17 protein-coding genes are annotated in these 23,489 nt (G+C 70.7%); 4 read left to right on the top strand and 13 right to left on the bottom strand.

All coding sequences use genetic code 11. The features are described 5' to 3' along the window. Positions 1 to 297: 297 nt before the first annotated feature. The 9 genes from ACGFX4_RS37900 to eccD form a co-directional block, all read right to left on the bottom strand. A complete protein-coding gene (locus ACGFX4_RS37900; protein ID WP_393085012.1) occupies positions 298 to 1,983 on the bottom strand; it encodes a ribonuclease J in 1,686 nt (561 codons plus the stop codon). Positions 1,984 to 2,149: 166 nt separating this feature from the next. Further along, a complete protein-coding gene (dapA, locus tag ACGFX4_RS37905) occupies positions 2,150 to 3,049 on the bottom strand; it encodes a 4-hydroxy-tetrahydrodipicolinate synthase (protein WP_393085015.1) in 900 nt (299 codons plus the stop codon). A 218-nt stretch (positions 3,050 to 3,267) separates the two neighbouring features. Beyond that, entirely contained in the window at positions 3,268 to 3,999 is a 732-nt protein-coding gene (thyX, locus tag ACGFX4_RS37910; protein ID WP_393085017.1) for an FAD-dependent thymidylate synthase, read from the bottom strand. Continuing rightward, positions 3,996 to 4,466 (bottom strand): hypothetical protein, encoded by a 471-nt coding sequence (locus tag ACGFX4_RS37915; protein ID WP_393085020.1) that lies wholly within the window; start codon positions 4,464 to 4,466, stop codon positions 3,996 to 3,998. Before ACGFX4_RS37915 ends, thyX begins: the two co-directional genes overlap by 4 nt. A 1-nt stretch (position 4,467) precedes the next feature. Beyond that, entirely contained in the window at positions 4,468 to 5,214 is a 747-nt protein-coding gene (dapB, locus tag ACGFX4_RS37920; RefSeq protein WP_393085023.1) for a 4-hydroxy-tetrahydrodipicolinate reductase, read from the bottom strand. Between the two features lie 31 nt (positions 5,215 to 5,245). After that, positions 5,246 to 6,598: a M16 family metallopeptidase gene (locus ACGFX4_RS37925; protein WP_393085026.1), complete on the bottom strand. Its 1,353-nt coding sequence runs from the start codon at positions 6,596 to 6,598 to the stop codon at positions 5,246 to 5,248. 87 nt (positions 6,599 to 6,685) lie between these two features. After that, entirely contained in the window at positions 6,686 to 8,896 is a 2,211-nt protein-coding gene (locus ACGFX4_RS37930) for a polyribonucleotide nucleotidyltransferase (protein WP_393085028.1), read from the bottom strand. Between the two features lie 380 nt (positions 8,897 to 9,276). Further along, on the bottom strand, positions 9,277 to 9,567 hold the full coding sequence (gene rpsO / locus ACGFX4_RS37935; protein ID WP_345697103.1) for a 30S ribosomal protein S15: 291 nt from the start codon (positions 9,565 to 9,567) through the stop codon (positions 9,277 to 9,279). A 90-nt stretch (positions 9,568 to 9,657) separates the two neighbouring features. After that, positions 9,658 to 11,112 carry a type VII secretion integral membrane protein EccD gene (gene eccD, locus ACGFX4_RS37940; RefSeq protein WP_393085031.1) on the bottom strand — a complete coding sequence of 485 codons (1,455 nt, stop codon included), beginning with the start codon at positions 11,110 to 11,112 and terminating at the stop codon, positions 9,658 to 9,660. Between the two features lie 264 nt (positions 11,113 to 11,376). Here eccD and eccCa point away from each other — a divergent pair, with 264 nt between their 5' ends. Both eccCa and ACGFX4_RS37950 read left to right on the top strand, forming a co-directional pair. Further along, positions 11,377 to 15,327 carry a type VII secretion protein EccCa gene (eccCa, locus tag ACGFX4_RS37945; protein ID WP_393085034.1) on the top strand — a complete coding sequence of 1,317 codons (3,951 nt, stop codon included), beginning with the start codon at positions 11,377 to 11,379 and terminating at the stop codon, positions 15,325 to 15,327. A 425-nt stretch (positions 15,328 to 15,752) separates the two neighbouring features. Continuing rightward, positions 15,753 to 17,159, top strand: a complete 1,407-nt coding sequence (locus ACGFX4_RS37950) for an APC family permease (protein WP_393085037.1) — start codon at positions 15,753 to 15,755, stop codon at positions 17,157 to 17,159. A 68-nt stretch (positions 17,160 to 17,227) separates the two neighbouring features. On the opposite strand, the gene mycP is transcribed toward ACGFX4_RS37950, so the two are convergent. The 4 genes from mycP to eccB all read right to left on the bottom strand — a co-directional run bounded on the left by mycP (position 17,228) and on the right by eccB (position 21,064). Continuing rightward, positions 17,228 to 18,508, bottom strand: coding sequence for a type VII secretion-associated serine protease mycosin (gene mycP, locus ACGFX4_RS37955; RefSeq protein WP_393085040.1), 1,281 nt, complete (start codon positions 18,506 to 18,508; stop codon positions 17,228 to 17,230). A gap of 105 nt (positions 18,509 to 18,613) precedes the next feature. Further along, positions 18,614 to 18,907, bottom strand: a complete 294-nt coding sequence (locus ACGFX4_RS37960) for a WXG100 family type VII secretion target (RefSeq protein ID WP_393085043.1) — start codon at positions 18,905 to 18,907, stop codon at positions 18,614 to 18,616. 84 nt (positions 18,908 to 18,991) lie between these two features. Further along, a complete protein-coding gene (locus ACGFX4_RS37965) occupies positions 18,992 to 19,294 on the bottom strand; it encodes a WXG100 family type VII secretion target (RefSeq protein ID WP_393085046.1) in 303 nt (100 codons plus the stop codon). A 180-nt stretch (positions 19,295 to 19,474) separates the two neighbouring features. Next, entirely contained in the window at positions 19,475 to 21,064 is a 1,590-nt protein-coding gene (gene eccB, locus ACGFX4_RS37970) for a type VII secretion protein EccB (RefSeq protein ID WP_393085049.1), read from the bottom strand. A gap of 335 nt (positions 21,065 to 21,399) precedes the next feature. On the opposite strand from eccB, the gene eccE reads away from it, so the two are divergent. Together eccE and ACGFX4_RS37980 are read left to right on the top strand one after the other, a co-directional pair. Further along, complete coding sequence (gene eccE / locus ACGFX4_RS37975; RefSeq protein WP_393085052.1) at positions 21,400 to 22,626, top strand: type VII secretion protein EccE; 1,227 nt, start codon at positions 21,400 to 21,402, stop codon at positions 22,624 to 22,626. Then, entirely contained in the window at positions 22,626 to 23,387 is a 762-nt protein-coding gene (locus ACGFX4_RS37980) for a hypothetical protein (RefSeq protein ID WP_393085054.1), read from the top strand. The genes eccE and ACGFX4_RS37980 overlap by 1 nt, the downstream gene beginning before the upstream one ends. Positions 23,388 to 23,489: the final 102 nt, after the last annotated feature.

Consider the following 23,489-nt stretch of genomic DNA (forward strand, 5'->3'; position numbering starts at 1 on the left):
GCTGTTGAGTTCTCAAGGAACGGACGCTTCCTTCGGACCGCCTTCCAGCGGGCCCTCCGGGCGCTTCGTTCTTTCGTGTTTCAAGCTTATCAGATGTTTTCCGCTCCGTTTTCCGGAGTTTCGATCCGATTTGCTTTTTGCCTTTCGGCGCTCCCGAACTCTATCAGAGTTTCTCGGCCTGTTTTCCCCGCCCCGTCCGAACGAATTCGAATTCTGGAGCGAAGCCGCACGACCGTGGGGCAACTCGGAGAACATTACGCACCGAGCTGCCCCAGGTCAAATCGGCCGACCGGTGCGTCAGACCTCGACGACGACCGGGAGGATCATCGGCCGGCGGCGGTAGTTGTCCGCCACCCACTTGCCGATCGTCCGGCGGACGAGCTGCTGGACCTGGCGGATCTCCAGGACGCCCTCGTTCGCGGACTTGGTGAGCGCTTCCTCCAGCTTGGCGGCGACGGCGGTGAACGCACCGTCGTCGATGCCGGAGCCGCGGGCCTGGATGGTCGGGCCGCTGACGATCTTGCCGTTGGTGGAGTCGACCACCACGAAGACCGAGATGAAGCCCTCCTCGCCGAGGATCCGGCGGTCCTTCAGCGAGGCCTCGGTGATGTCGCCGACCGACGAACCGTCGACGTAGACGTACCCGGCCTGGACCTTGCCGGCGATCCGGGCGACGCCGCCCTCGAGGTCGACGCAGACGCCGTCCTCGGCGATGACGACCCGGTTCTTCGGGACGCCGGTCGCGATGCCGAGGTTGGCGGCGGCGCGCAGGTGTCGCCATTCGCCGTGGACCGGCATCAGGTTCTTCGGCTTGCAGATGTTGAAGAAGTACAGCAGCTCGCCGGCCGAGGCGTGGCCCGAGACGTGCACCTTGGCGTTGCCCTTGTGCACGACCTTGGCGCCCCAGCGGGTCAGGCCGTTGATCACCCGGTAGACGGCGTTCTCGTTGCCGGGGATGAGCGAGGACGCGAGCACGACGGTGTCGCCCTCGACGATGCGGATCTGGTGGTCGCGGTTGGCCATCCGGGACAGCGCGGCCATCGGCTCGCCCTGCGAGCCGGTGCAGATCAGCACAACCTCCTTGTCCGGGAGGTCGTCCAGGGTCTTCACGTCGACGATCAGGTTGCCGGGGACCTTCAGGTACCCCAGGTCCCGCGCGATGCCCATGTTGCGGACCATCGAGCGGCCGACGAAGGCGACCTTGCGCTTGTACTCGTGCGCGGCGTCCAGCACCTGCTGGATGCGGTGCACGTGGCTGGCGAAGGAGGCGACGATGATGCGCTTCTCCGCGTTGGCGAAGACGTTGCGCAGGGCCGCCGAGATGTCGCGCTCGTGCGGGATGAAGCCGGGGACCTCGGCGTTGGTGGAGTCCACCAGCAGCAGGTCCATGCCCTCCTCGGCCAGCTTGGCGAAGGTGGGGAGGTCGGTGAGCCGGCCGTCCAGCGGGAGCTGGTCCATCTTGAAGTCGCCGGTGGCGACGACCATGCCCGCGGGAGTGCGGACGGCGACCGCCAGTGCGTCCGGGATGGAGTGGTTGACCGCGATGAACTGGCAGTCGAAGGGGCCGATCCGCTCGCGGTCGCCCTCGGCGACCTCCAGGACGTACGGGCGGATGCGGTGCTCGGCGAGCTTGGCCTCGATCAGGGCGAGGGTGAGCTTCGAGCCGATCAGCGGGATGTCCGGGTTCTCCCGGAGCAGGTACGGGACGGCACCGATGTGGTCCTCGTGCCCGTGGGTCAGGACGATGCCGTCGATCTTGTCGAGGCGGTCCCGGATGTAGGTGAAGTCCGGGAGGATCAGGTCGACGCCGGGCTGCTCGTCCTCGGGGAAGAGCACGCCGCAGTCGATGATCAGGATGCGGTCGCCGTACTCGAGGACCGTCATGTTGCGGCCGATCTCGCCGAGGCCGCCGAGCGGAGTGATGCGGAGGGCGCCCTCCTTGAGTGCGGGAGGGGCGCCGAGTTCGGGGTGCGGGTGGCTCAAAAGACTCTCCTCACGACGCACGCCATATGCCCGGGGGGCTCCCCCGCGGGCATATGGCGTGCGTCCATCGTTGGTTACCTACCTGCCGAGTGCTTCGCGCCTTCGGTCCGGTCCAGCGGCAGACCCGGGAGGGTCCGGCGAGCCGGGGCGCGCACGTCTGTTGTTGCTACAGGTGTACCCCGCCGGAGGCGAGATCCTGCGTCAGTCGGGCGATCTCCTCGTCCGTGGCGGAGACCAGGGGCAGCCGGAGCGGTCCGGAGGGGTGTCCCTGGAGGTTCAGCGCGGCCTTGGTGAGGATGACGCCCTGGGTACGGAAGATACCGCTGAACACCGGCAGCAGGGCCTGGTGGATCGCGGTCGCCTTGGCCACGTCGCCCGCGGTGAAGGCGTCGATCATGGTGCGCAGCTCGCCGGCGACCAGGTGACCGACCACGCTGACCACGCCGACGGCTCCGACCGAGAGCAGCGGGAGGGTCAGGATGTCGTCGCCGGAGTACCAGGCGAGGTCGGAGCGGGCGATCGCCCAGGCGGCGGCGCCGACGTCGCCCTTGGCGTCCTTGTTGGCGACGATCCGGGGGTGCTCGCCGAGGCGGACCAGGGTCTCGTGGCCGAGTGCGACGCCGCTGCGGCCGGGGATGTCGTAGAGCATCACGGGCAGTTCGGTGGCGTCGGCGACGGCGACGGTGTGCCGGTACAGACCCTCCTGCGGGGGCTTGCTGTAGTACGGCGTGACGGCGAGCAGGCCGTGGGCGCCGGCGGCCTGGGCCTGGCGGGCGAGCTCGATGCTGTGGTGGGTGTCGTTGGTGCCGACTCCGCTGATCACCCAGGCGCGGTCTCCGACCGCCTCGACCACGGCCCGTACCAGCTGGGCCTTCTCCGCGTCGCTGGTGGTCGGGGACTCTCCGGTGGTGCCGTTGAGCACCAGGCCGTCGTTGCCGGAGTCCACGAGGTGCGCGGCGAGGCGCTGGGCGCCGTCGAGGTCGAGCGCGCCCTCGGCGGTGAACGGCGTGACCATGGCGGTCAGCACCCGGCCGAAGGGCGTCTGGGGGGTGGAGGTCGGAGCCATGAGTCCAAAAGTACTCGTAGGGCGGTGGGGGTCGGTCGCCCAGGTCCAGGGTTTGGACATCGCTGACCCCCCGAGGACGGGGCCGGACAAGGGATTCCGGTGCTGCATGCTCGGGGGTTCAAGCAGCACCGGAATCCGTGTCCTGAGCGTATGGAGCGGCCGCAAAAGCCGCAATCCAGACATGCCGACGCGTCAGCCCGGATGGGCATCGGCGCAGGTCAGGGGGCGACCCGGCCGTGCTTCTCGAAGGCCGCATGGGTGAGCGGCATCAGCTCGGCCCACTGCCGCTCCATCTGCTCGGCGACCATCTCGATCTCCCGCTGGGGGAAGGACGGGACGGCGGAGTTCTCCCGCTTGGTCCGCAGCGAGAGGAAGTGCATCAGCGAGCGGGCGTTGCAGGTGGCGTACATCGAGGAGAAGAGGCCGACCGGGAGGACGGCGCGGGCCACCTCGCGGGCGACGCCTGCGGCGAGCATCTCGCGGTAGGACTCGTAGGACTTCCGGTAGGAGTCCTCCATCGCATCGACGGTGACCTTGTGCTGCTCGGGGGTGCCCTCGACGAACTCGTACCGGCCGGGCTTGCCCTGCTGGACGAGCTTGCGCTCGGCGGCGGGCACGTAGAAGACCGGCTGCAGCTCGCGGTAGCGGCCGGACTCCTCGTTGTAGGACCAGCCGGAGCGGTGGCGGTGGAACTCGCGGAACACGAAGATCGGCGCGCTGATGAAGAAGGTCATCGAGTTGTGCTCGAAGGGCGTGCCGTGGCGGTCCCGCATCAGGTAGTTGATCAGGCCCTTGGACTTCTCCGGGTCCTGCTGCAGCGCCTCCAGCGACTGCTCGCCGGCGGTGGAGACCCGGGCGGCCCAGACCACGTCCGAGTCGGCGGCGGCGCTCCGGACCAGGTCGACCGTGACGTCGCTGCGGAAGGCGGGGGTCAGGTCGTCGTCGCTCACGCGGTGCTCCTTGCGGGTTCGGCTGGTTCGGTGGTGCTGTGCAGCTTGATGGCGTGCTGCATGGCCTTGCGGGCGCGGGGGGTGTCGCCGGCGTCGGCGTAGGCGACGGCGAGCCGGAAGAAGGCGCGCCAGTCGTCCGGCGCGGCCTCGGCCTCGGCCTTGCGGCGGGCGAAGACGGCGTCGGCGCTGGCCCGGTCGATCCGCCCGCCGGCGGTGCGCTCCAGCTCGTCGACGGGCAGGCCGCCCTCGGCTTCGAGCTGCTTGGCGAGGCGCTCACTGGCCCGGCCGAAGCGGACGGTCTGCCAGAGGAACCAGACGCCGATCGGGGGGATGACGAAGGCGCCGAGGCCGATGCCGATGCCGAGCGGCTTGCCGGTGGCGACCAGCTGGACGCCCTCGCCGACACAGATCAGCGAGACCACCAGCAGGGCGGCGGCGAGCAGGAAGAAGCCGATGCGGGAGGTCATCTCAGAGGTCCAGGAAGTGCTCGAGGCCGAAGGTCAGACCGGGCTGGTCGACGATCTTCCGGACGCCCAGCAGGATGCCCGGCATGAAGCAGCTGTGGTGCAGCGAGTCGTGCCGGATGGTGAGGGTCTCGCCGGTGTCGCCGAAGAGCACCTCCTGGTGGGCCAGCAGGCCGCGGAGCCGGACCGCGTGGACCGGGATGCCGTCGACGTCCGCGCCGCGGGCGCCGGGCAGCTCGTGCGTGGTGGGGTCCTGCTGGGGGGCGCGGCCGGCGGCCTCGCGGGCGGCGGCGATCAGCTGGGCGGTGCGGGTCGCGGTGCCGGAGGGCGCGTCGGCCTTGCGGTCGTGGTGCAGCTCGACCACCTCGACCGACTCGAAGTACTTGGCGGCCTTCTGCGCGAACTGCATGCCGAGGACCGCGCCGATGGAGAAGTTCGGGGCGATCAGCAGGCCGAGCGACGGCGCGGCGTCGAGCAGGCCGCGGACGGTGGCGAGGCGCTCCTCGGTCCACCCGGTGGTGCCGGTGACCACGTGGATGCCGTTGCTCAGGCAGTAGTCCAGGTTGGCCATCACCGAGTCGGGGTGGGTGAGCTCGACGGCGACGTCGACGCGGGCGTCGGTCAGCTCGGTGAGCTTGGAGTCGCGGCCGAGGGTGGCGACCAGCTCCAGGTCCGGGGCGGCCTCGACGGCCTTGACGGCCTCGGCGCCGATCCGTCCCTTGGCGCCGATCACGGCGACGCGCAGCGTCATGTCAGGAGTCCTCTCACACCAACGGGTCGGGTCACACCAGCAGGTCGGCGAGCTTGGCGGCCCGCCGGTCGTTGATCGGGCCGATCAGGGCCAGCGAGGGCCGGTACGCGCCCAGCACATCACGGGCCACGGCGTGGACGTCGTCCAGGGTCACCGAGGCCATCTTCTCCAGCATCTCGTCGACCGAGAGGTGGTGGCCGTAGGAGATCTCCGCCTTGCCGATCCGGTTCATCAGCGAGCCGGTGTCCTCCATGCCGAGCACGGTGGAGCCGGAGAGCTGGCCGATGGCGCGCTGCAGCTCCTCCTCGGTGATGCCGTGCTCGACGACCCGGGCGAGCTCCTGGCGGCAGATCCGGAGCACTTCCTCGACCCGCTTGGGCTGGCAGCCGGCGTAGATGCCGAACAGGCCGGTGTCGGCGTACGAGGACGAGTAGGAGTAGACCGAGTACGCGAGGCCGCGCTTCTCCCGGACCTCCTGGAAGAGCCGCGAGCTCATGCCGCCGCCGAGGGCCGCGTTGAGCACGCCCATCGCCCAGCGGCGCTCGTCGTGGCGCGGCACGCCGGGGGTGCCGAGGACCAGGTGGGCCTGCTCGGTGGGCCGGTTGAGGGCGGCCACCTTGCCGGCGGTGCGGACCGCCTTGACGCCCTGGCGCACCTCGGCGGGGTGGCCGGTGGACGTGGCCAGGACGCCGGCGAAGGCCTGCTCGACCAGCTTGACCACCCGGCGGTGGTCGAGGTTGCCGGCCGCGGAGACCACCAGGTTCTCCGGGCGGTAGCGGCGGTGGTAGAAGCCGGCGATCTGGTCCCGGGTGAGGCCGGTGACGGTCTCCTCGGTGCCGAGGATCGGGCGGCCGAGCGGGCCGCTGCCGAAGATCGTCTTGGCGAAGAGGTCGTGCACCACGTCGCCCGGGTCGTCCTCGGCCATCGCCATCTCCTCGAGGATGACGCCGCGCTCGGCCTCCACGTCCTCGGGGCGGATCAGCGAGCCGGTGAGCATGTCGCAGACCACGTCGATGGCCAGCGGCAGGTCGGTGTCGAGCACCCGCGCGTAGTAGCAGGTGTTCTCCTTGGCGGTGAACGCGTTCATCTCGCCGCCGACCGCGTCCAGGGCGGCCGAGATCTCCAGCGCGCTGCGCCGGGAGGTGCCCTTGAAGAGCAGGTGCTCCAGGTAGTGGGTCGCGCCGTTGAGGACCGGGGTCTCGTCCCGGGAGCCGACGCCGACCCAGATGCCGAAGGTGGCGGAGCGCACCGTGGGCAGGGTCTCGGTGACGACGCGCAGGCCGCCGGGGAGAACGGTGCGGCGCACCGTCCCGGCGCCTTCGACGCCCTTGAGCAGGGTCCGGGTCGTGCCGGGGCGCTGCTTCGCCGCGGAGGCCTGGGCCACCGGGGTACCTCCAAGAAGGGTGGAACAACAGGGTGCGGCCCGCACGCCGCGAGGGGCGTGCGGGCCGCAAGGTCAGCTACCCGAAGGTCACTCGGAAGCGGCGGCCTCGCCGCCCTCCTCGCCCTCGACGACCGGGATCAGGGAGAGCTTGCCGCGCGGGTCGATCTCGGCGATCTCGACCTGGACCTTGGCGCCCACGCCCAGAACGTCCTCGACGTTCTCGACGCGCTTGCCGCCGGCCAGCTTGCGGATCTGCGAGATGTGCAGCAGGCCGTCCTTGCCCGGCATGAGCGAGACGAAGGCACCGAAGGTGGTGGTCTTCACCACGGTGCCCAGGTAGCGCTCGCCGACCTCCGGCATGGTCGGGTTGGCGATCTGGTTGATCGTGGAGCGGGCGGCCTCGGCGGCCGGACCGTCGGAGGCACCGATGTAGATGGTGCCGTCGTCCTCGATCGTGATCTCGGCGCCGGTGTCCTCCTGGATCTGGTTGATCATCTTGCCCTTGGGGCCGATGACCTCGCCGATCTTGTCCACCGGGATCTTGATCGTGATGATGCGCGGGGCGTACTGCGACATCTCGTCCGGAGTGTCGATGGCCTCGTTCATCACGTCGAGGATGTGCAGGCGGGCGTCCTTGGCCTGCTTCAGCGCGGCGGCGAGCACCGACGCCGGGATGCCGTTCAGCTTGGTGTCCAGCTGGAGGGCGGTGATGAAGTTGCGGGTACCGGCGACCTTGAAGTCCATGTCGCCGAACGCGTCCTCGGCGCCGAGGATGTCGGTGAGGGTCACGTAGTGGGTCTCACCGTCGATCTCCTGCGAGATCAGGCCCATGGCGATACCGGCGACGGCGCCCTTCAGCGGCACACCGGCGTTCAGCAGCGACATGGTGGAGGCGCAGACCGAGCCCATCGAGGTGGAGCCGTTGGAGCTGAGCGCCTCGGAGACCTGACGGATCGCGTAGGGGAACTCCTCGCGGGTCGGCAGCACGGGCAGGATCGCCCGCTCGGCCAGCGCGCCGTGGCCGATCTCGCGGCGCTTCGGGGAGCCGACGCGGCCGGTCTCGCCGACCGAGTACGGCGGGAAGTTGTAGTTGTGCATGTAGCGCCGACGGGTCTCCGGGGAGAGGGTGTCGAGCTGCTGCTCCATGCGCAGCATGTTCAGCGTGGTGACGCCCAGGATCTGGGTCTCGCCGCGCTCGAACAGGGCGGAGCCGTGGACCCGCGGGATGGCCTCGACCTCGGCGGCCAGGGTGCGGATGTCGGTGACACCGCGGCCGTCGATGCGGACCTTGTCCTTGATGACGCGCTCGCGGACGATCTTCTTGGTCAGCGCGTTGTAGGCGGCGCTGATCTCCTTCTCGCGGCCCTCGAACTCCGGGAGCAGCTTGTCGGCGGCGATCGCCTTGATGCGGTCGATCTCGTTGTTGCGGTCCTGCTTGCCGGCGATGGTGAGCGCCTGGGCCAGCTCGTCCTTGACCGCGGAGGTCAGGGCGGCCAGCACGTCGTCCTGGTACTCCAGGAAGACCGGGAACTCGCCGGTGGGCTTGGCGGCCTGGGCGGCCAGCTGGGCCTGCGCGGCGCACAGGATCTTGATGAACGGCTTGGCGGCCTCGAGGCCGGCGGCCACGACCTCCTCGGTCGGCGCCTCGGCGCCGCCCTCGACCAGCTTGATCGTCTGGGTGGTGGCCTCGGCCTCCACCATCATGATCGCGACGTCGCCGTCCGGCAGCGCGCGGCCGGCCACGACCATGTCGAAGACCGCGTCCTCGAGCTCCGAGTGGGTCGGGAAGGCCACCCACTGGCCCTTGATCAGCGCGACGCGGACGCCGCCGATCGGGCCGGAGAACGGCAGGCCGGCCAGCTGGGTGGACGCCGAGGCGGCGTTGATGGCCACCACGTCGTACAGGTGGTCCGGGTTGAGCGCCATCACGGTGACGACGACCTGGATCTCGTTGCGCAGGCCCTTGACGAAGGACGGGCGCAGCGGGCGGTCGATCAGGCGGCAGGTGAGGATCGCGTCCTCGGAGGGCCGGCCCTCACGACGGAAGAACGAGCCGGGGATCCGGCCCGCGGCGTACATCCGCTCCTCGACGTCGACGGTCAGCGGGAAGAAGTCGAAGTGCTCCTTCGGCTGCTTCGAGGCGCTGGTGGCCGACAGCACCATGGTGTCGTCGTCCAGGTACGCCACGGCGGAGCCGGCGGCCTGACGGGCCAGACGGCCGGTCTCGAAGCGGATGGTGCGGGTGCCGAAGCTGCCGTTGTCGATGACGGCCTCGGCGTAGAAAACGTTCTCTTCCACCTGGAAGATCTCCTCTTTCGTACGTCTCAGGAGGAGCGTCCCTGCGCTGTGCCCAACCGGTGGCCCGGGCAGGTCTGGGCCGGTCTTCGATCGAAGCCCCCGGGTCGTCTGCTGACTCCCGGCGGCCACTACCGAGGACCGGCGCCTCGTCGGCCATCCGGTCGGCGGTCGCGTGTGGACGCTCCCCTGGTGCGGGCGGCTTCCGTTTGAAGCCATTCGGCCCGCAAGGGCGGACATGCCCTTTACCTTACAAATTCACACCCTACCGAGCGGCGGATCACCACGCGCGTCTCTTTGTGGCGGATGCGTCCGCGGCGTTCTCGCGGCGGATGTGCCGAAGGGCGGCTCCCCGGGAAGGGGAGCCGCCCCTACGAGCGGTACTAGCGGGCGCCACCGGCGGCACCGCGGCGGATGCCGAGGCGGTCGACCAGGGTACGGAAGCGCTCGATGTCCTTCTTGGCCAGGTACTGCAGCAGACGGCGGCGCTGACCGACCAGGATCAGCAGACCACGACGCGAGTGGTGGTCGTGCTTGTGGGTCTTGAGGTGCTCGGTCAGGTCCGAGATGCGGCGGGAGAGCATGGCCACCTGGACCTCGGGGGAACCGGTGTCGCCCTCCTTCTGGCCGAACTCGGCAATGAGCTGCTTCTTGACGTCAGCGGCGAGAGCCACAGCATCTCCTTCGGGTGTTTGACCGAGCCGACCCTGGTAGGCAACACAAGATCTGACATCACTCGGACTGGCCAAGGGTACCAGTGCGGATCAGCCGGTCGCGCCGCGCACCAGGTTGTACACGTTGAGCACGGCCAGCGTCAGCGGCACCAGCGAGATCAGCATCAGGCTGTCGACCATGTCCAGGATGCGGCCCCAGAACGGGGAGACGCCCACCCGGGGGACGATCAGCGCGATGCCGGTGAGGATCGCCGCGCCCGCCGCGATCGAGCCGGCCAGCCAGATCGTGCGCAGGTCGGCGCTGGTGGCGCCGGCGCCGAGCAGGTGCAGCGGGGTGTGCAGCGACAGGCCGAGGACCAGCAGGCCCAGGGCGGCCAGGCCGGCGATGGTGAGCGCGAAGACCTGGGCGGTGTAGCGGAACAGCCGGGCCCGCAGCATGGTCGAGATGCCGATCACCAGGGCGAGCAGCTCGGCGAAGGTGCGGTCGCTGAAGCCGAGCACCGCGACGGCGCCGACCACGGTCGCGGCGCAGCCGCCGACCAGGCCGACCAGCACCTCGTGGCCGCGCCGGGCCTGGGCGGCGATCCGCTCGTACTGGACGGTCTCGGCGCGCTCGGTCTCGTCGGCGAAGTTGGAGCCGCGGGTCCGGGTCTGGCCGGGGGCGCTGAAGCCGACGGGCAGGCGGGCGAAGCGGGCCGAGAGGGCCGGCAGGAAGCCGACCGCGGCGACCGCCGCGACACCGGTGACGGCGGCGATGTTGGTGGCCGAGGTGCCGGGCATCAGCACCGCGGTGAAGGTGGCCAGGGTGCCGGAGGCGGCCAGGAAGGCGGAGGCGACGAAGATCGAGTCCTTCTCCGGCAGCAGGCCGACCAGCAGGACGGAGACCACCAGCACGCAGACGCAGCCGACCAGGAACTGCAGCCGGCCCGGGCCCTCCACGGCGGACGCCACCGCGATGACGCCGGAGCCGGCGATCAGCGCGTGCGGCAGGGCGCCGAGGCCGAGCGCGACGGCGGCGTTGTGGTCCTCGTACACCCGGGCGCGCACACCGGCGTAGGTGGTGAGCACGATCGCGGTGACGCCGGACAGGATGCCGGGCAGGCCGTGCATGTCGTGGCGCAGGTCCGAGAACCACAGCGCGAAGCCCAGCAGGACCAGCAGGACGCTGGCGCCGATCAGGCCGAAGGCCCGCATCAGCTCGGGGCTCCAGAAACGGCGGTCGGCCTCGACCGCGGACGCGATCGCGTCGGCCACGTCGTCGTAGACCGCCGGCGGCAGCGACTCGGCGAACGGTCGCAGGCTCAACAGGTCACCGTCGCGGACCTGTTGGGCGGCCAGCGGAAGACCGCTGTCGAGCACCGTGCCGTCCCGGCGGACAAGGTGGAACCCGGTCGGCGTGCCGTCGATCTGGCTCTGCCCGGTGAGGCGCAGGACCTCCGGGTAGATGTCCGCGAGCGGGACGTCCTCGGGCAGGGCAACGTCGATCCGGCTGTCCGGCGCCACTACGGTGACCCGGCAGAAACCGGTCGTTGCGTTTGTGCTCACCGGCCCTCTCCCCCTCGTTGATTGTGTCGGTAAGTCAGGCGGCACCCTACCTCCCGCATGTACGCGGCGGCCAAGGCGGGTTGGGGTAGGACCCCGCAGGGTGCGCCGTTGACCGTGCCCAGTAGGATCTGCCCCTGCGCAAGGCGCACGGGGGCGGTACGAAGTTTTGCGACGACCTCCCCGCGCCTGCGGTCGGCGGAGCGGGGGCGGCGTCATCACACGGGGCGCCCTCACCCGTACGTATCCAGATGCGTGAGGGCAAGCATGAGTGTCGTGACGGTCAAGCGTCCACCCCGGGCGTACCCGCCCCCGGTGCCGGACCAGCCGGTCGAGTTGGTACCGCCGCCGGAGCTTCCGCGGGCGGGCGGCGAGGACTGGATGATGTCGCTGCTGCCGCTGTTGGGCATGGGCGGCTCTGCGGCGTTCTTCTTCTCGCCGGGCGCACAGGGTCCGATGAAGATGATGGGCGTGCTGATGGTGGCGTCCACCGCGGCGATGGCGGTCGCGCAGATCGTCAAGGCCCGCAAGGGCGGCAGCGCGGGCACCGCGGACGAGCGCCGCGACTACCTGAAGTACCTTCAGCAGAAGCGCCGCGAGGTCCGCCGGACCGCCGAACGGCAGCGCGGCGCCCTGCTGTTCACCCACCCCGAGCCGGACCAGCTGTGGTCGATCGTGGCCGAGGGCCGCCGGCTGTGGGAGCGGCGGCCGTCCGACGCGGACTTCGCCCAGATCCGGGTGGGCCGCGGCCCGCTGCAGCTGTCGACGCCGCTGGTGGCGCCGCAGACCGCGCCGATGGACGAGCTGGAGCCGCTCGCCGCGGAGGCGATGGGCACCTTCATCCGGACCCACGGGACGCTCCAGGACCTGCCGTTGGCGGTCTCGCTGCGCGCCTTCTACCACATCACCGTCTGCGGCGACCCGGACTCGGTGTACGGCAACGTGCGCGCGATGATCGCCCAGCTGGCCACCCTGCACTCGCCCGAGGACCTGATGATCGGCGTCGCCGCCGCTCCGGGTGCGATCGACGAGTGGGAGTGGGCGAAGTGGCTGCCGCACACCCAGCACCGCAAGGAGGCGGACGGCGCGGGTACGCGGCGTCTGATCGCCTCCGGGCTGGGCGAGTTGGAGGAGCTGCTGGCCAACGAGCTGGCCGGCCGCAAGGGCTTCTCGCGGGACTCCGTGCCGACTCCGGACCAGCCGCACATCGTGGTGGTCATGGACGGCGCGGGCGTGCCGGTGGACTCGGTCCTGGCCGGCGCGGAGGGCGTCCAGGGCGTGACCGTGATCGAGGTCGTCCCCGGCGACCTGGACGAGCCCAACGGCCACCTGGTGATCACCATCGGCAAGGACGAGCTGCTGCTGGAGGCCGCCTCGGGCGCCTCCTACCCGGGCAAGCCGGACGCCCTGTCGAGCTGGCAGTCCGAGGCGCTGGCCCGCCAGTTGGCGCCGTTCCGGGCCTCGGCCGGCGACGACGACGGCGACCCCTCGCTGGTCTCGATGGACTTCACCGAGATGATGCACACCGGCGACCCGGGCTCCTTCGACCCGGCCCGGCACTGGCGGCCGAAGCCGATCGCCGAGAAGCTCCGGGTGCCGCTGGGCGTCGGCCAGAACGGCGAGTACGTCTGGCTGGACATCAAGGAGGCCTCGCTCCAGGGCATGGGCCCGCACGGCATGTGCGTCGGCGCGACCGGTTCCGGCAAGTCCGAGGTGCTGCGCACCATCGTGCTGGCGCTCGCGGTGACCCACTCCTCCGAGGTGCTCAACCTGGTCCTCGCCGACTTCAAGGGTGGTGCGACCTTCGCCGGCATGGCGGAGATGCCGCACACCGCGGCCGTGATCACCAACCTCGAGGGCGAAGCCACCCTGATCGACCGCATGCGCGACGCGATCGAGGGCGAGATGAACCGCCGCCAGGAGCTGCTGCGGACGGCGGGCAACTACGCCAACATCAACGAGTACGAGCGGGCCCGCGCGGCCGGTGCGGCGCTCGACCCGATGCCCTCGCTGCTGATGATCATCGACGAGTTCTCCGAGCTGCTCACCGCGAAGCCGGACTTCATCGACCTGTTCATCCAGATCGGCCGGATCGGCCGTTCGCTCGGTATGCACATGCTGCTCGCCTCCCAGCGACTGGAGGAGGGAAAGCTCCGCGGCCTGGACACCTTCCTCTCCTACCGGCTGGGTCTGCGCACCTTCTCGGCCGCCGAGTCGCGGGCCGCGATCGGCGTCCCGGACGCCTACCACCTGCCGCCGATCCCCGGTGTCGGCTACCTGAAGTTCGGCTCCGACGTGATGGAGCGCTTCCGCGCCGCGTACGTCTCCGGTGCCTACCGGGCGCCGGGCCAGCAGCGCGTCGTCGGCGGGCGGGCGGTCACCGCGCAGCCGGTGCTGTTCACCGCCGCCGAGGTGCCGGTCATCGAGCCGGCGGTCGAGGAGGTCGTCGAGGAGTCGGCGCCCGAGGTGGACGACTCGCTGCTGCCGACCATGCTCGACGTGTTCGTGGAGCGCATGGTCAGCCAGGGCCCGCCGGCCCACCAGGTGTGGCTGCCGCCGCTGGAGGCCGCACCCTCGATCGACCAGCTGGTGCCGCCGCTCCAGGTGACCGCGGACCGCGGCCTCTCCGCGCCGCACGGCCGCAACGGCGGCCTGGTGGTGCCGGTCGGCATCGTCGACAAGCCGCGCGACCAGCGCCGCGACATCATGGAGCTGGACTACTCCGGCGCCGCCGGCCACGGCATGATCGTCGGTGGTCCGCGGTCCGGCAAGTCGACCCTGGTGCGCACCATCGTGGCCGGCTTCTCGGTCACCCACACCCCGGTCGAGACGCAGTTCTACCTGCTTGACTTCGGCGGTGGCGGTTTCGGCTCGCTGGCCGACCTGCCGCACGTCGGCGGTGTCGCGGGCCGACTGGACGTGGAGAAGGTCCGCCGTACCATCAGCGAGGTGCACGGTGTGCTGAACCGCCGCGAGGAGCTGTTCCGCTCCACCGGGATCGACACCATCGCCACCTACCGGTCCCGCCGCGCGGCCGGCCAGCTGCCGGACGAGCAGTTCGGCGACGTCTTCCTGATGATCGACGGCTGGCTGACCTTCAAGCAGGAGTTCGAGGTCCTGGAGCCGGTCATCGCCGACATCGCCCAGCGCGGTCTCGGCTACGGCGTCCACGTGATCATCACCGCGGCCCGGTACGCCGAGGTCCGCCCGGCGCTGAAGGACCTGCTGCAGAACCGGGTCGAGCTCAAGCTCGGCGACTCGATGGAGTCCGAGATCGACCGCAAGGTCGCCGTGAACGTCCCGCCGATCCCCGGCCGCGGTCTGACCCCCGGCAAGCTGCACTTCCTGTCCGGCCTGCCCCGGATGGACGGCTCCTCCAGCATCGAGGACCTGGTGGACGGCGTGGCCGACCTGGTCACCCAGGTGAACGCGGGCTGGACCGGCCCGCGCGCCCCGCAGGTCCGGATGCTGCCCGCCGTCCTGGACGGGCAGTCGCTGCCGAAGGGCTTCGAGCACCCGGAGCTGGGCATCGCGTTCGGTGTCGACGAGGTCGAGCTGGCGCCGGTCTTCGTGAACTTCGAGACCGACCCGCTGTTCATCGTCTTCGGCGAGAGCGAGTCCGGTAAGTCGGCGATGCTGCGGATGCTGATCAAGCAGATCACCGAGCGGTACACCCCGGACCAGGCCGGCATCGTGGTCGGCGACTTCCGCCGCTCGCTGCTGGGCGTCGTCCCGCCGGAGTACCTGGTGGAGTACGCGGCCGCCGCCCCTGCGATGTCCTCGATCGTGGAGATGCTGCGCGGCGCCTGCTCGCGCCGCCTGCCCGGCCCGGACGTCACGCCGGAGCAGCTGCGCAACCGCAGCTGGTACAGCGGCAAGGACATGTTCGTGATCGTGGACGACTACGAGCTGGTCGCGACCCAGTCGGGCAACCCGATGGCGCCGCTGGCCGAGTTCCTGCCGTTCGCCCGCGACATCGGCCTGCGCATCATCGTCGCCCGCAACTCCGGCGGCGCCGGCCGCTCGCTGTTCGAGCCGATCATGCAGCGGATGCGCGAGCTCGGCGGCCAGGGCATCCTGCTCTCCGGTGACAAGAACGAGGGCGCGCTGCTCGGCACGGTCAAGCCGCAGCCGCTGCCCCCGGGCCGGGGCGTCTTCGTCTCGCGCCGGATCACGGCCGGCCAGACCGTCCAGACCGGCTGGCTGCCGACGCTGTAGCCGCCGCTGGTCAAGTAACAGGGTGTAACGACGAGGGCCGGGTTCCGACGAACCCGGCCCTCGTGGCATCTCGCCGCCCGGACGGTGCCAGAACGTTATCTTCGGGTTTCTGCTGGTGAGCTGCGGTTCCCGTACCTCCGCGGCGCGTTGCGGGCCGCTCGACGCCCCGGAGGATGTCATTCGAATCGAAGGTCTCCGGCTGTATCCACCTTTGATTCGAGCGGAATTTACCGGGATTTAGCATGGGCGGTGCATGACTATGTTGCCCCCCGCAACGAATTCCGTAGCTCCCGCCGCGTTGACTGGACCAATGCACACGGGCACCCTGGCCAACCGGGAGCGATGAGAACACCACACCGCCAGGCAAGCCTTCGGAGGCGATACCGCTCCCCACCCCCAACCCCCGCCAGTCGATCGGAAGCCCCATGACCGACACGCTTCACCCGCAGGTCGCCGCCCCGGAGGGCGGCGGTTCAGCCTCCGGGAACCCGCAGAAGCTCTCCCGATCGCTGGGCGTCGTGGGTGGCACGCTGCTCACCCTGTCGTGTGTCACCCCGGCCTCCTCACTGTTCGTGATCGTCCCCGAGCTCTTCAACTCGCTGGGCACCTTCACCGGTCTGACCATCGCGATCGGCTCGCTGATCTGCGTCGCGGTCGCCTTCTGCTACTCCGAGCTCGGCACCCTGATCCCCAGCGCCGGCGGCGAGTACGCGATGGTCGGCACCCTGGCGGGACGCTTCGCCGGCTGGCTGGTCTTCATCCAGTCACTGATCGTGGTGATGATCGTGCCCTCGCTGATCGCGATCGGCACCGCCGACTACCTGGCGCCGATCATCCAGGTCGACCCCAAGATCGCCGGCGCCGTGGTGATGATCGCGGCGACCGTGGCCGGTCTGCTCGACCTGCGGGCCAACGCCTGGATCACCGGCATCTTCCTGGTCCTCGAGGTCATCGCCTGCGCCGTGGTCTCCTTCCTCGGCTTCGCCAACAGCGAGCGGGGCCTCGGCAGCCTGCTGCACGGCCAGGTCGCCGACGGCAACGGCGGCGCCAGCCCGGTCACCCTCGCGCTGATCATGGCCGGCATGGGCACCGCGCTCTTCGTCACCCAGGGCTTCTCCACCGCCATCTACCTCTCCGAGGAGCTGGAGAACCCGCGCACCAACGTCGCCAAGACCGTGCTGTGGACCCTGGGCCTGTCGGTCGTCATCATCCTGGTCCCGGTCGCCGCGATCACCGTGGGCGCCCCCGACCTGGCCGCGCTGACCGAGGGCAACATCTCCGACCTGGTGGCCGGCTGGGCCGGCAGCTCGGTGGGCACCTTCGTCAGCCTCTGCATCGCGCTGGCCATCATCAACGCCGGCATCGTGATGGTGATCCAGAACTCCCGCGTGCTCTTCGCCTCCGGCCGTGACAAGGCGTGGCCGGAGCCGCTCAACCGGGCCTTCGGCACCCTGAACCGCTTCAAGGCCCCGTGGATCTCCACCCTGGCCGTCGGCATCCCCGGCGCGGTGCTCTGCTTCGTCCCCCAGGACCAGCTGACCAGCATCACCGGTGTGGCGGTCGCCGCCCTGTACCTGCTGGTCGCCGTCGCCGCGCTGTTCGCCCGCAAGGGCCACCACAAGGACGCCCCGGCGTGGCGCCAGCCGCTCTGGCCGGCCCTGCCGATCCTGGTGATCGTCGCGCTCGCCTACACCCTGTACAGCCAGGACAAGATGGCCCTGCTCTACACCGCCGGCATCACCGTGCTGGCCAGCCTCTACTGGGTCTTCTACCTGCGCCCGCGGCAGGACAGCCGTTGGGTGATCACCGTCCCCGAGGACGAGCAGGTCTGATCCTGCCCCGCACGTGACAGCGGCCCCGCCCGGAAGCTCCGGGCGGGGCCGCTGTCGTAGCCGGGGTCTCAGGCGTGCTCGCCGCGGCGGCGGCGGAAGTCGCGCAGCACCACGGCGCCGCCGGCCAGCGCGGCGACCGCGAGGCCGCCGCCGCCGAGCACGAAGGTCGCGGTGCGGGCGTCCCGGTCGGCCTGGGTCTCGGCCAGGCCCAGCGGCTGCGCCACGATCGGGACGGTGTCGAGCTTCACCTTGGCGTCGGGGCTCGGGGACCCGGCGGGAGCGGCCTCGCTCTGCACCGCCTTCACCGGGTCGACGACGCCCCAGCCGATGAAGCGGTTCGCGCCGCGCTCGTTGCGCTGCGCGGTCTGCTCGATCCGGGTGCGGATCTGCTGGGCCGTCCACTTCGGGTACATGCCCTTGAGCACCGCGGCCAGTCCGGCCACGTACGGGGCGGAGAAGCTGGTGCCGTTGTCGACGCACTGGCCGCCGGCCGGCACGGTGGAGAGCATGTCCACCCCGGGCGCGGCGATGTCGACGAAGTCGCCGTACTGCGAGAACGGCGCGCGCTCGTTGTTGCGGTCGGAGGCACCGACGGCCAGCACCGTTTCGATGGCGGCCGGGTAGGTGTCACCCTCGCGCCCGTCGTTGCCGGACGAGGCGACCACCACGACGTTATCGCTCTCGGCCCGCTTCAGGGCATCCTCCAGGGCGGCCCGCCCCTCGAACTCGCCCTTGTCGTTGTCGGCGCGCACGTCCTGGGAGATGTTGATCACCTTGGCGCCGGCCGTGATCGCCTGGTTGATCGCGGCCACCAGGGTGGTCACGTCGCCGTTGCCGTCGCTGTCGTTCTGCCGGATCGCCAGGATCTTGGCGTCCGGCGCCAGGCCCACGAAGCCGGTCCGGTCGGGCAGCGGACGGGCCGCGATGATGCCGGCCACCTTGGTGCCGTGGCCGACCTTGTCGGTGACGCCGGTGCCCTCGACGGGCTTGCCGGTCTGCCGGTCCTTGAGCAGCGAACCACCGTCGATCACCTTGCCGGCCAGCTGCGGGTTGCTGGCGTCCACGCCGGTGTCGATCACCGCGACCGTGACGTCCTTGCCGGTGCCGGCCGCCCAGAGCTGGTCGAGCAGCACCCGCTGCAGCGCCCACGGCTTGCTCTTCACGTCCGCGGCGGGGAACGTGCACTCACCCGCGGCGGCTATCGACATCGGGGACCAGCGGACCCCGCCGGCCCCGTCGGCGGCGCCGGCCGAGGGCCCGGCCGCGAAGGCGGGCGCCGCGGCGGTGCCCCCGACCACCCCCAGCACGACCAGCACGGCGGCGGCCCTGCGGAACGTACCCAACGACACCTTGCTACCCCTCAGTTCCCCGTTGTCGTCACGCCAGCAGGGCGGGCGCCCGTCCGGACGCCCGCCCTGTTCAGCGCTGCTGTGCTTCCCCCGTCAGGCCGAGAATCAGGCCCAGATGCCCTTGTTGGCGTTCTCGGTCGCCTGGTAGCTCTGCGCGGCGTTGTCCAGCGCGGTGGCGATCTGGCCGAGCACCTGCTGCAGGTCGGCCGCCTTGCGGTCCCACTCGTTCTGGCGGGCCTGGTAGCCCTCCTGAGCCGCACCGGACCAGGCGCTGGCGATGCGCTGCACGCCCGCCTTCAGGTCGTCCAGCTGCGACTGGATGCGCGAAGCGGTCTGACGCACCTCGGTACCCGCACCCGAGATGGTCTGGAAATTAACGAGGATGCCGCCGTCGGACATGGTGTCTCCTTGTCGATGGAAGTCGAGCGGCCCTCAACGGGCCGCAGATGAAGAGGCTGCGGATTCGACCGAATCCGCCGAGGCTCAGACGCCGATGCCGCCGACCGAGGACCGCTGGTCCGCTTCGGTCTGCTGGTACGCCTTGGTGGTGGCCTCGATGGCCTGCTTGATCTCGTCGAGCACCTTGTTCAGCGCGTTGGCGTCCTCGTTGAACCGGGTCTGCATCTGCTGGTAGGCAGTGGCAGCCTCGCCGCGCCAGCCGGCGCTGATCTCGCTCACCAGGTTGTTCAGCTTGCCGATCTCCTGCTGAACATCCTGGTTCACCTGACCGATCCGGTTGGCGAACGCGATCATTTCCTCAGCGGTCGTCGTGAACTGACCAGACATTTCCACCGTCCCCCATGAGACTGACTACGTCGGGGCGGCCATGACTCTGACCACCCGTCCGGACACCACGGATGTGGGTCCGGGTAGCACTGTATCCGTCAACCGCCGTACGCCCAACACCGGGTAGCGGGTAGTTACCAGACCATGACACTCGACCCGGCGTGGCGTCCTGACGGATCGTCAGGCGTTCTGCGCCTGAATGGCCGCGTTGGTGTCGAGCACCGGGCCGGCCGGCACCAGTCGGGCCCACGCCAGCGGGACCTGCACCGGTGACACGTTCTTGTAGCCGAGCCGGGCCTGCGACTCGTTGGCTTCCTTCTTCTCCTGCGTCTGCGCCTGCGGGGCGGGCGAGGCGCCGCCGGCCGGGGCCGCCTGGCCGCCGTCGCCGTTGGCCGGCAGCGAGTAGCGCAGACCGGTCTCGGTGATCAGGAAGTCGCTGCCGGAGCTGTCCTGCCCCTGGCCGTCCACGGCCCGGAAGAGCAGGCCGTGGCCGGGCGTCACATGGGCGCTGGCGGAGCCGGAGGAGACCGTCACCGGGTAGTCGGTGTGCGCCCAGACCGAGCGCTTGACGACGCCGTTCTCGATCCCGTCGAAGGACGAGCAGACCACCGAACGGCTGCCCTTGGCACCGATGTTGACGGCCGGGGACTTCTCGGTCGGCCAGTCCTTGGTGGCCTCGGCGGTCATCATCGACTTGTCGATCTTGCTCTGCAGGGTGTTCCGGTCCTGCGGGGTGAGGTCGCCGTAGCTCGGGGTGGCGCCGTTGTAGATCGGCGCCAGCGCGGGGTTGAGCCGCATCAGCTCGGCCTGGAACGGGGTGATCTGGAACAGCATGTCCTTGCCGACCACGTAGTACGCGTCGTTCTGGAACTTCAGCAGCCGGCCGACCCGCTTGTCCTCGGTCTTGGTCAGGCCCACCGTGGAGGGCTGCACCTTGCCGTCGAAGTCCTTGACCACCGGGAAGGTGATCGGGTTGCCGTTCTCCAGCGTCCGCAGCCACTCGTCGGTGACCTCCTGCGGCTGAGCGCCGTCGCCGAACAGCGCGGTCACCAGGGAGGGCTTGGTGACGGCCGTCCCCTCGGTGCCGACCGAGTGGCGCACCCCGCGCCCGTCCACCAGGTAGCGGCCGCCGTCGACCTTGCCGTCCTTGGGGCCCTTGACGAAGAGCACCTGGCCGTCGCCGAGCCGCAGCTTGGGGTCGGCCAGGGTCGCGGCCTCCTTGGCCGCCGCGACGAACACCGCCTGGTTGATGGTGGCCTGGGTGTTGGCGTCGGTGCCCGGTCGGTCGCAGACCGACCAGGTCTTCGCCTGCCCGGCGTCGGCCTCCTTGGGCAGCTTGTCCGGCGCGTACGGGATGCCGATCGTCGGGCCGCGCCACTGGTACTTGTCCAGCACGTCGTCGGCGACGATCTGCACCTGGGCGCCGGCCGGCAGCACCAGCCGGGCCGAGGACATGTTCAGCACCTGGTGCAGCACCATGTGGCGGTTGGCGCCCTCGCCCTCCGGCAGCAGCACGTACCGGGTGGTGGACTGCTTGCCCTGGATGATGTTCTTGCCCTCGTCCCAGTGCAGCGGCGCGGCGGGCTTGATGACGCCCCACATGCCGAAGCCCGCCACGGCCACGGCGGCCACCACCACGCTCGGCAGCACGGCCCGGACGGGACGCGGTGCGTCCTCGTCGTTGCCGCCGCCGTTGGGCTGGAGGAAGGCCCCGACCATGCGCTTGCGCGCGAAGGTGTAGGCGTTCAGCTCGTCCCGGCGTGATGCCATGCTCGTCCCCGTCTCCCCTGTGTGACCTGCCGTCTGTGCGGGCGTCAGCGCGCTTCCGCAGTGCGTGAGTCTGCCACCCGCCCGGCGGAGGCCGCAGCCCACCCTCTACGATGCGGCAGCAGACGGTAGGTACGGTACGGGTACGGTTCGCCGCCCGACCAACCGGGCCGTGGGAACGAGCAGAGAGGGCAAATCGGGGGATGCCAAGCCAGTCCGCTCCAGCGCGACGCAGCACATCGCACGGTCGGGGGCCGGACGGCCGCGGCTCACGTCGGGGCCAGTCCGCGCCCGCCACCGGGCCGGTGGCGCTCAAGGTCCTGCCCAGGCCGGGCCTGTTGGGAAGCCGGCTCCAGCTCCAGCAGCTGGTCCAGCTGGAGGTTGCCGCCGCGCTGGTCGCGGTCGGATGGACCATCAGCCCGATGATGGCCGGTGTGTTCGCGGTGCCCGCGCTGATCCTGCTGGTCGTCGCGGTCCTGCGCCTGGGCGGCCGGACGGCCGGCGAGGCGCTCGGGGTCCGGATGACCTTCAACTCCCGCCGCAAGCAGGCGAAGTTCAACGTGCCGCCGCCCGGCACCGACCCGGCGCTGGCCCCGGTGATGGAGCTGGAGCCCGCGCTGAAGACCTGCACCCACGCCACCGAGACCGACCTCGGCGACGGACGTCCGATGCGCCGCGAGACCGGCATGGTCGGCGACGGCACCTTCCTCACCTCGGTGCTGCTGGTGCAGTCCAAGGACGAGCCGATGCGCCCCCACCGGGCCTCGGTGCCGCTGGACGTGGTGTGCTCGGTGCTGCGCGTCGACGACATCGAGCTGGAGTCCGTGCAGCTGGTGCAGCACACCCAGCCCGCCCCCGCGCCGCACCTGCCCGAGGGCTCGCTCGCCTCGCGGGCGTACCAGCAGCTGCCCGGCGGCGTCTCCACCCCGGGCCTGCGGCTCACCTGGGTCGCGCTCAAGCTCGACCCGGAGCGCGCCGCGACCGCCGTGCTGGCCCGCGGCGGCGGCGAGGAGGGCGCCCGCAAGACCCTCCAGCGGGTCACCGACCAGCTGGCCGGTCGGCTCAACAACGCCGGCTTCACCGTGACCGTCCTGGACGAGCGCGAGCTGATCGCCGCCCTCGCCATCTCCTCCTGCGCCAACCCGATGGCGGTGGCCGGGCGGCAGGGCTCGGGCGGCGGCGGCGCGGGTGCCCGGCGCACCCAGGAGTCCAACCGCTTCTGGCGGGTGGACGACCGCTGGCACACCACCTACTGGATCTCCAAGTGGCCGCAGCTGTCGCGGCCCGGCGGGAGCGGCCGGGTCGCCGCGCCCGAGCTGGTCAACCAGCTGACCGGGACGCCCGCGTTCACCTCCACCTTCAGCCTGACCGCCGGCCACGGGCTGGGCGGCGCGGTGGCGATCAGCGGCCACCTGCGGCTCACCGGGCGCAGCGAGAGCGAGGTCACCCAGGTCGGCCGGATGGTCGAGCAGCGTGCCCAGCAGTCCGGCACCCACCTGACCCGCCTGGACCTGGAACAGGCTCCCGGCATGCTCGCCACCCTGCCCCTGGGAGGGACTTCCTGATGGCCTATCAGACCTATCCCAACCAGGCGCCGCAGTCCGCCGAGCCCGCCCGGGTCCGGCGGATCCGCCCCGGCTTCGGCCTGCGCGGCCCGCGGCGCGAGAAGCACGTGCTGACCCTGGACGACCTCGGCGCGCTGTCCTTCCCGGTCGGCGACGACGGCGTGCTGATCGGCACCGACCAGCACCAGCAGCCCGCCGTGCTCGGCCTGTTCCGCCCGTCCGCCTACGAGGTGGTGCTGGTCGGCGGCATGTGGACGGCGCAGGTGATCGCCCTGCGGGCGGCCGCGATCGGGGCCCGCGTCGCGGTGGAGACCGGACGTCCGCAGGCCTGGGCGCCGATGGCGCAGGCGGCCGGCGGCGGCCAGCCCTGCGTGACCGTCCACGCGGTGGGCCGGCTCGGCGCGCAGGGCGCGTCGGTGGCCTCGCCGGTGCTGGTGGTCCGCGACCTCGGTGCCCGCCCGTCCCGCAGCCGGCTGTCGGCCGCGCCGTGGCAGACCACCCTGACCCTGCTGCCGTACCTCGGCCCGAACGCCTCCCGGGTGCTCAACGCCGCCGACCTGGTCGGTGTCCAGCGGGTCTCCCCGCAGGAGGCCGAGCTGGTCGGCCGGATCCTCTCGCTCAGCGCCGAGGACCTCACCTACCTGCCGACCGTGCCCGACAACGTGACGCTGTGGGCCACCCGGATGCGCCGCCAGTACGTGATGACCAACCCCGGCGACGCCGAGACCCAGGTGCTGGGCGGCCCGCGCCGCATGGACTGACCGCGCGCCGGACGCGCGCACCCGGGCCGGGGACGGAGTGAACATCAGGTGACAGGAGGTCGCTGAGATGTTGACGCACTCCGTCCCCGGCCTGCGTACACG

This window comes from Kitasatospora sp. NPDC048365 (assembly GCF_043200835.1).
GTDB classification, from domain to species: domain Bacteria; phylum Actinomycetota; class Actinomycetes; order Streptomycetales; family Streptomycetaceae; genus Kitasatospora; species Kitasatospora terrestris.

Excerpts from the sequence above, each read along its gene's own strand:
- dapA (WP_393085015.1), bottom strand. The coding sequence starts at position 3,049 with ATGGCTCCGACCTCCACCCCCCAGACGCCCTTCGGCCGGGTGCTGACC.
- ACGFX4_RS37915 (WP_393085020.1), bottom strand. The coding sequence starts at position 4,466 with ATGACCTCCCGCATCGGCTTCTTCCTGCTCGCCGCCGCCCTGCTGGTG.
- dapB (WP_393085023.1), bottom strand. The coding sequence starts at position 5,214 with ATGACGCTGCGCGTCGCCGTGATCGGCGCCAAGGGACGGATCGGCGCC.
- eccCa (WP_393085034.1), top strand. The coding sequence starts at position 11,377 with ATGAGTGTCGTGACGGTCAAGCGTCCACCCCGGGCGTACCCGCCCCCG.
- ACGFX4_RS37950 (WP_393085037.1), top strand. The coding sequence starts at position 15,753 with ATGACCGACACGCTTCACCCGCAGGTCGCCGCCCCGGAGGGCGGCGGT.
- ACGFX4_RS37960 (WP_393085043.1), bottom strand. The coding sequence starts at position 18,907 with ATGTCCGACGGCGGCATCCTCGTTAATTTCCAGACCATCTCGGGTGCG.
- ACGFX4_RS37965 (WP_393085046.1), bottom strand. The coding sequence starts at position 19,294 with ATGTCTGGTCAGTTCACGACGACCGCTGAGGAAATGATCGCGTTCGCC.
- eccB (WP_393085049.1), bottom strand. The coding sequence starts at position 21,064 with ATGGCATCACGCCGGGACGAGCTGAACGCCTACACCTTCGCGCGCAAG.
- ACGFX4_RS37980 (WP_393085054.1), top strand. The coding sequence starts at position 22,626 with ATGGCCTATCAGACCTATCCCAACCAGGCGCCGCAGTCCGCCGAGCCC.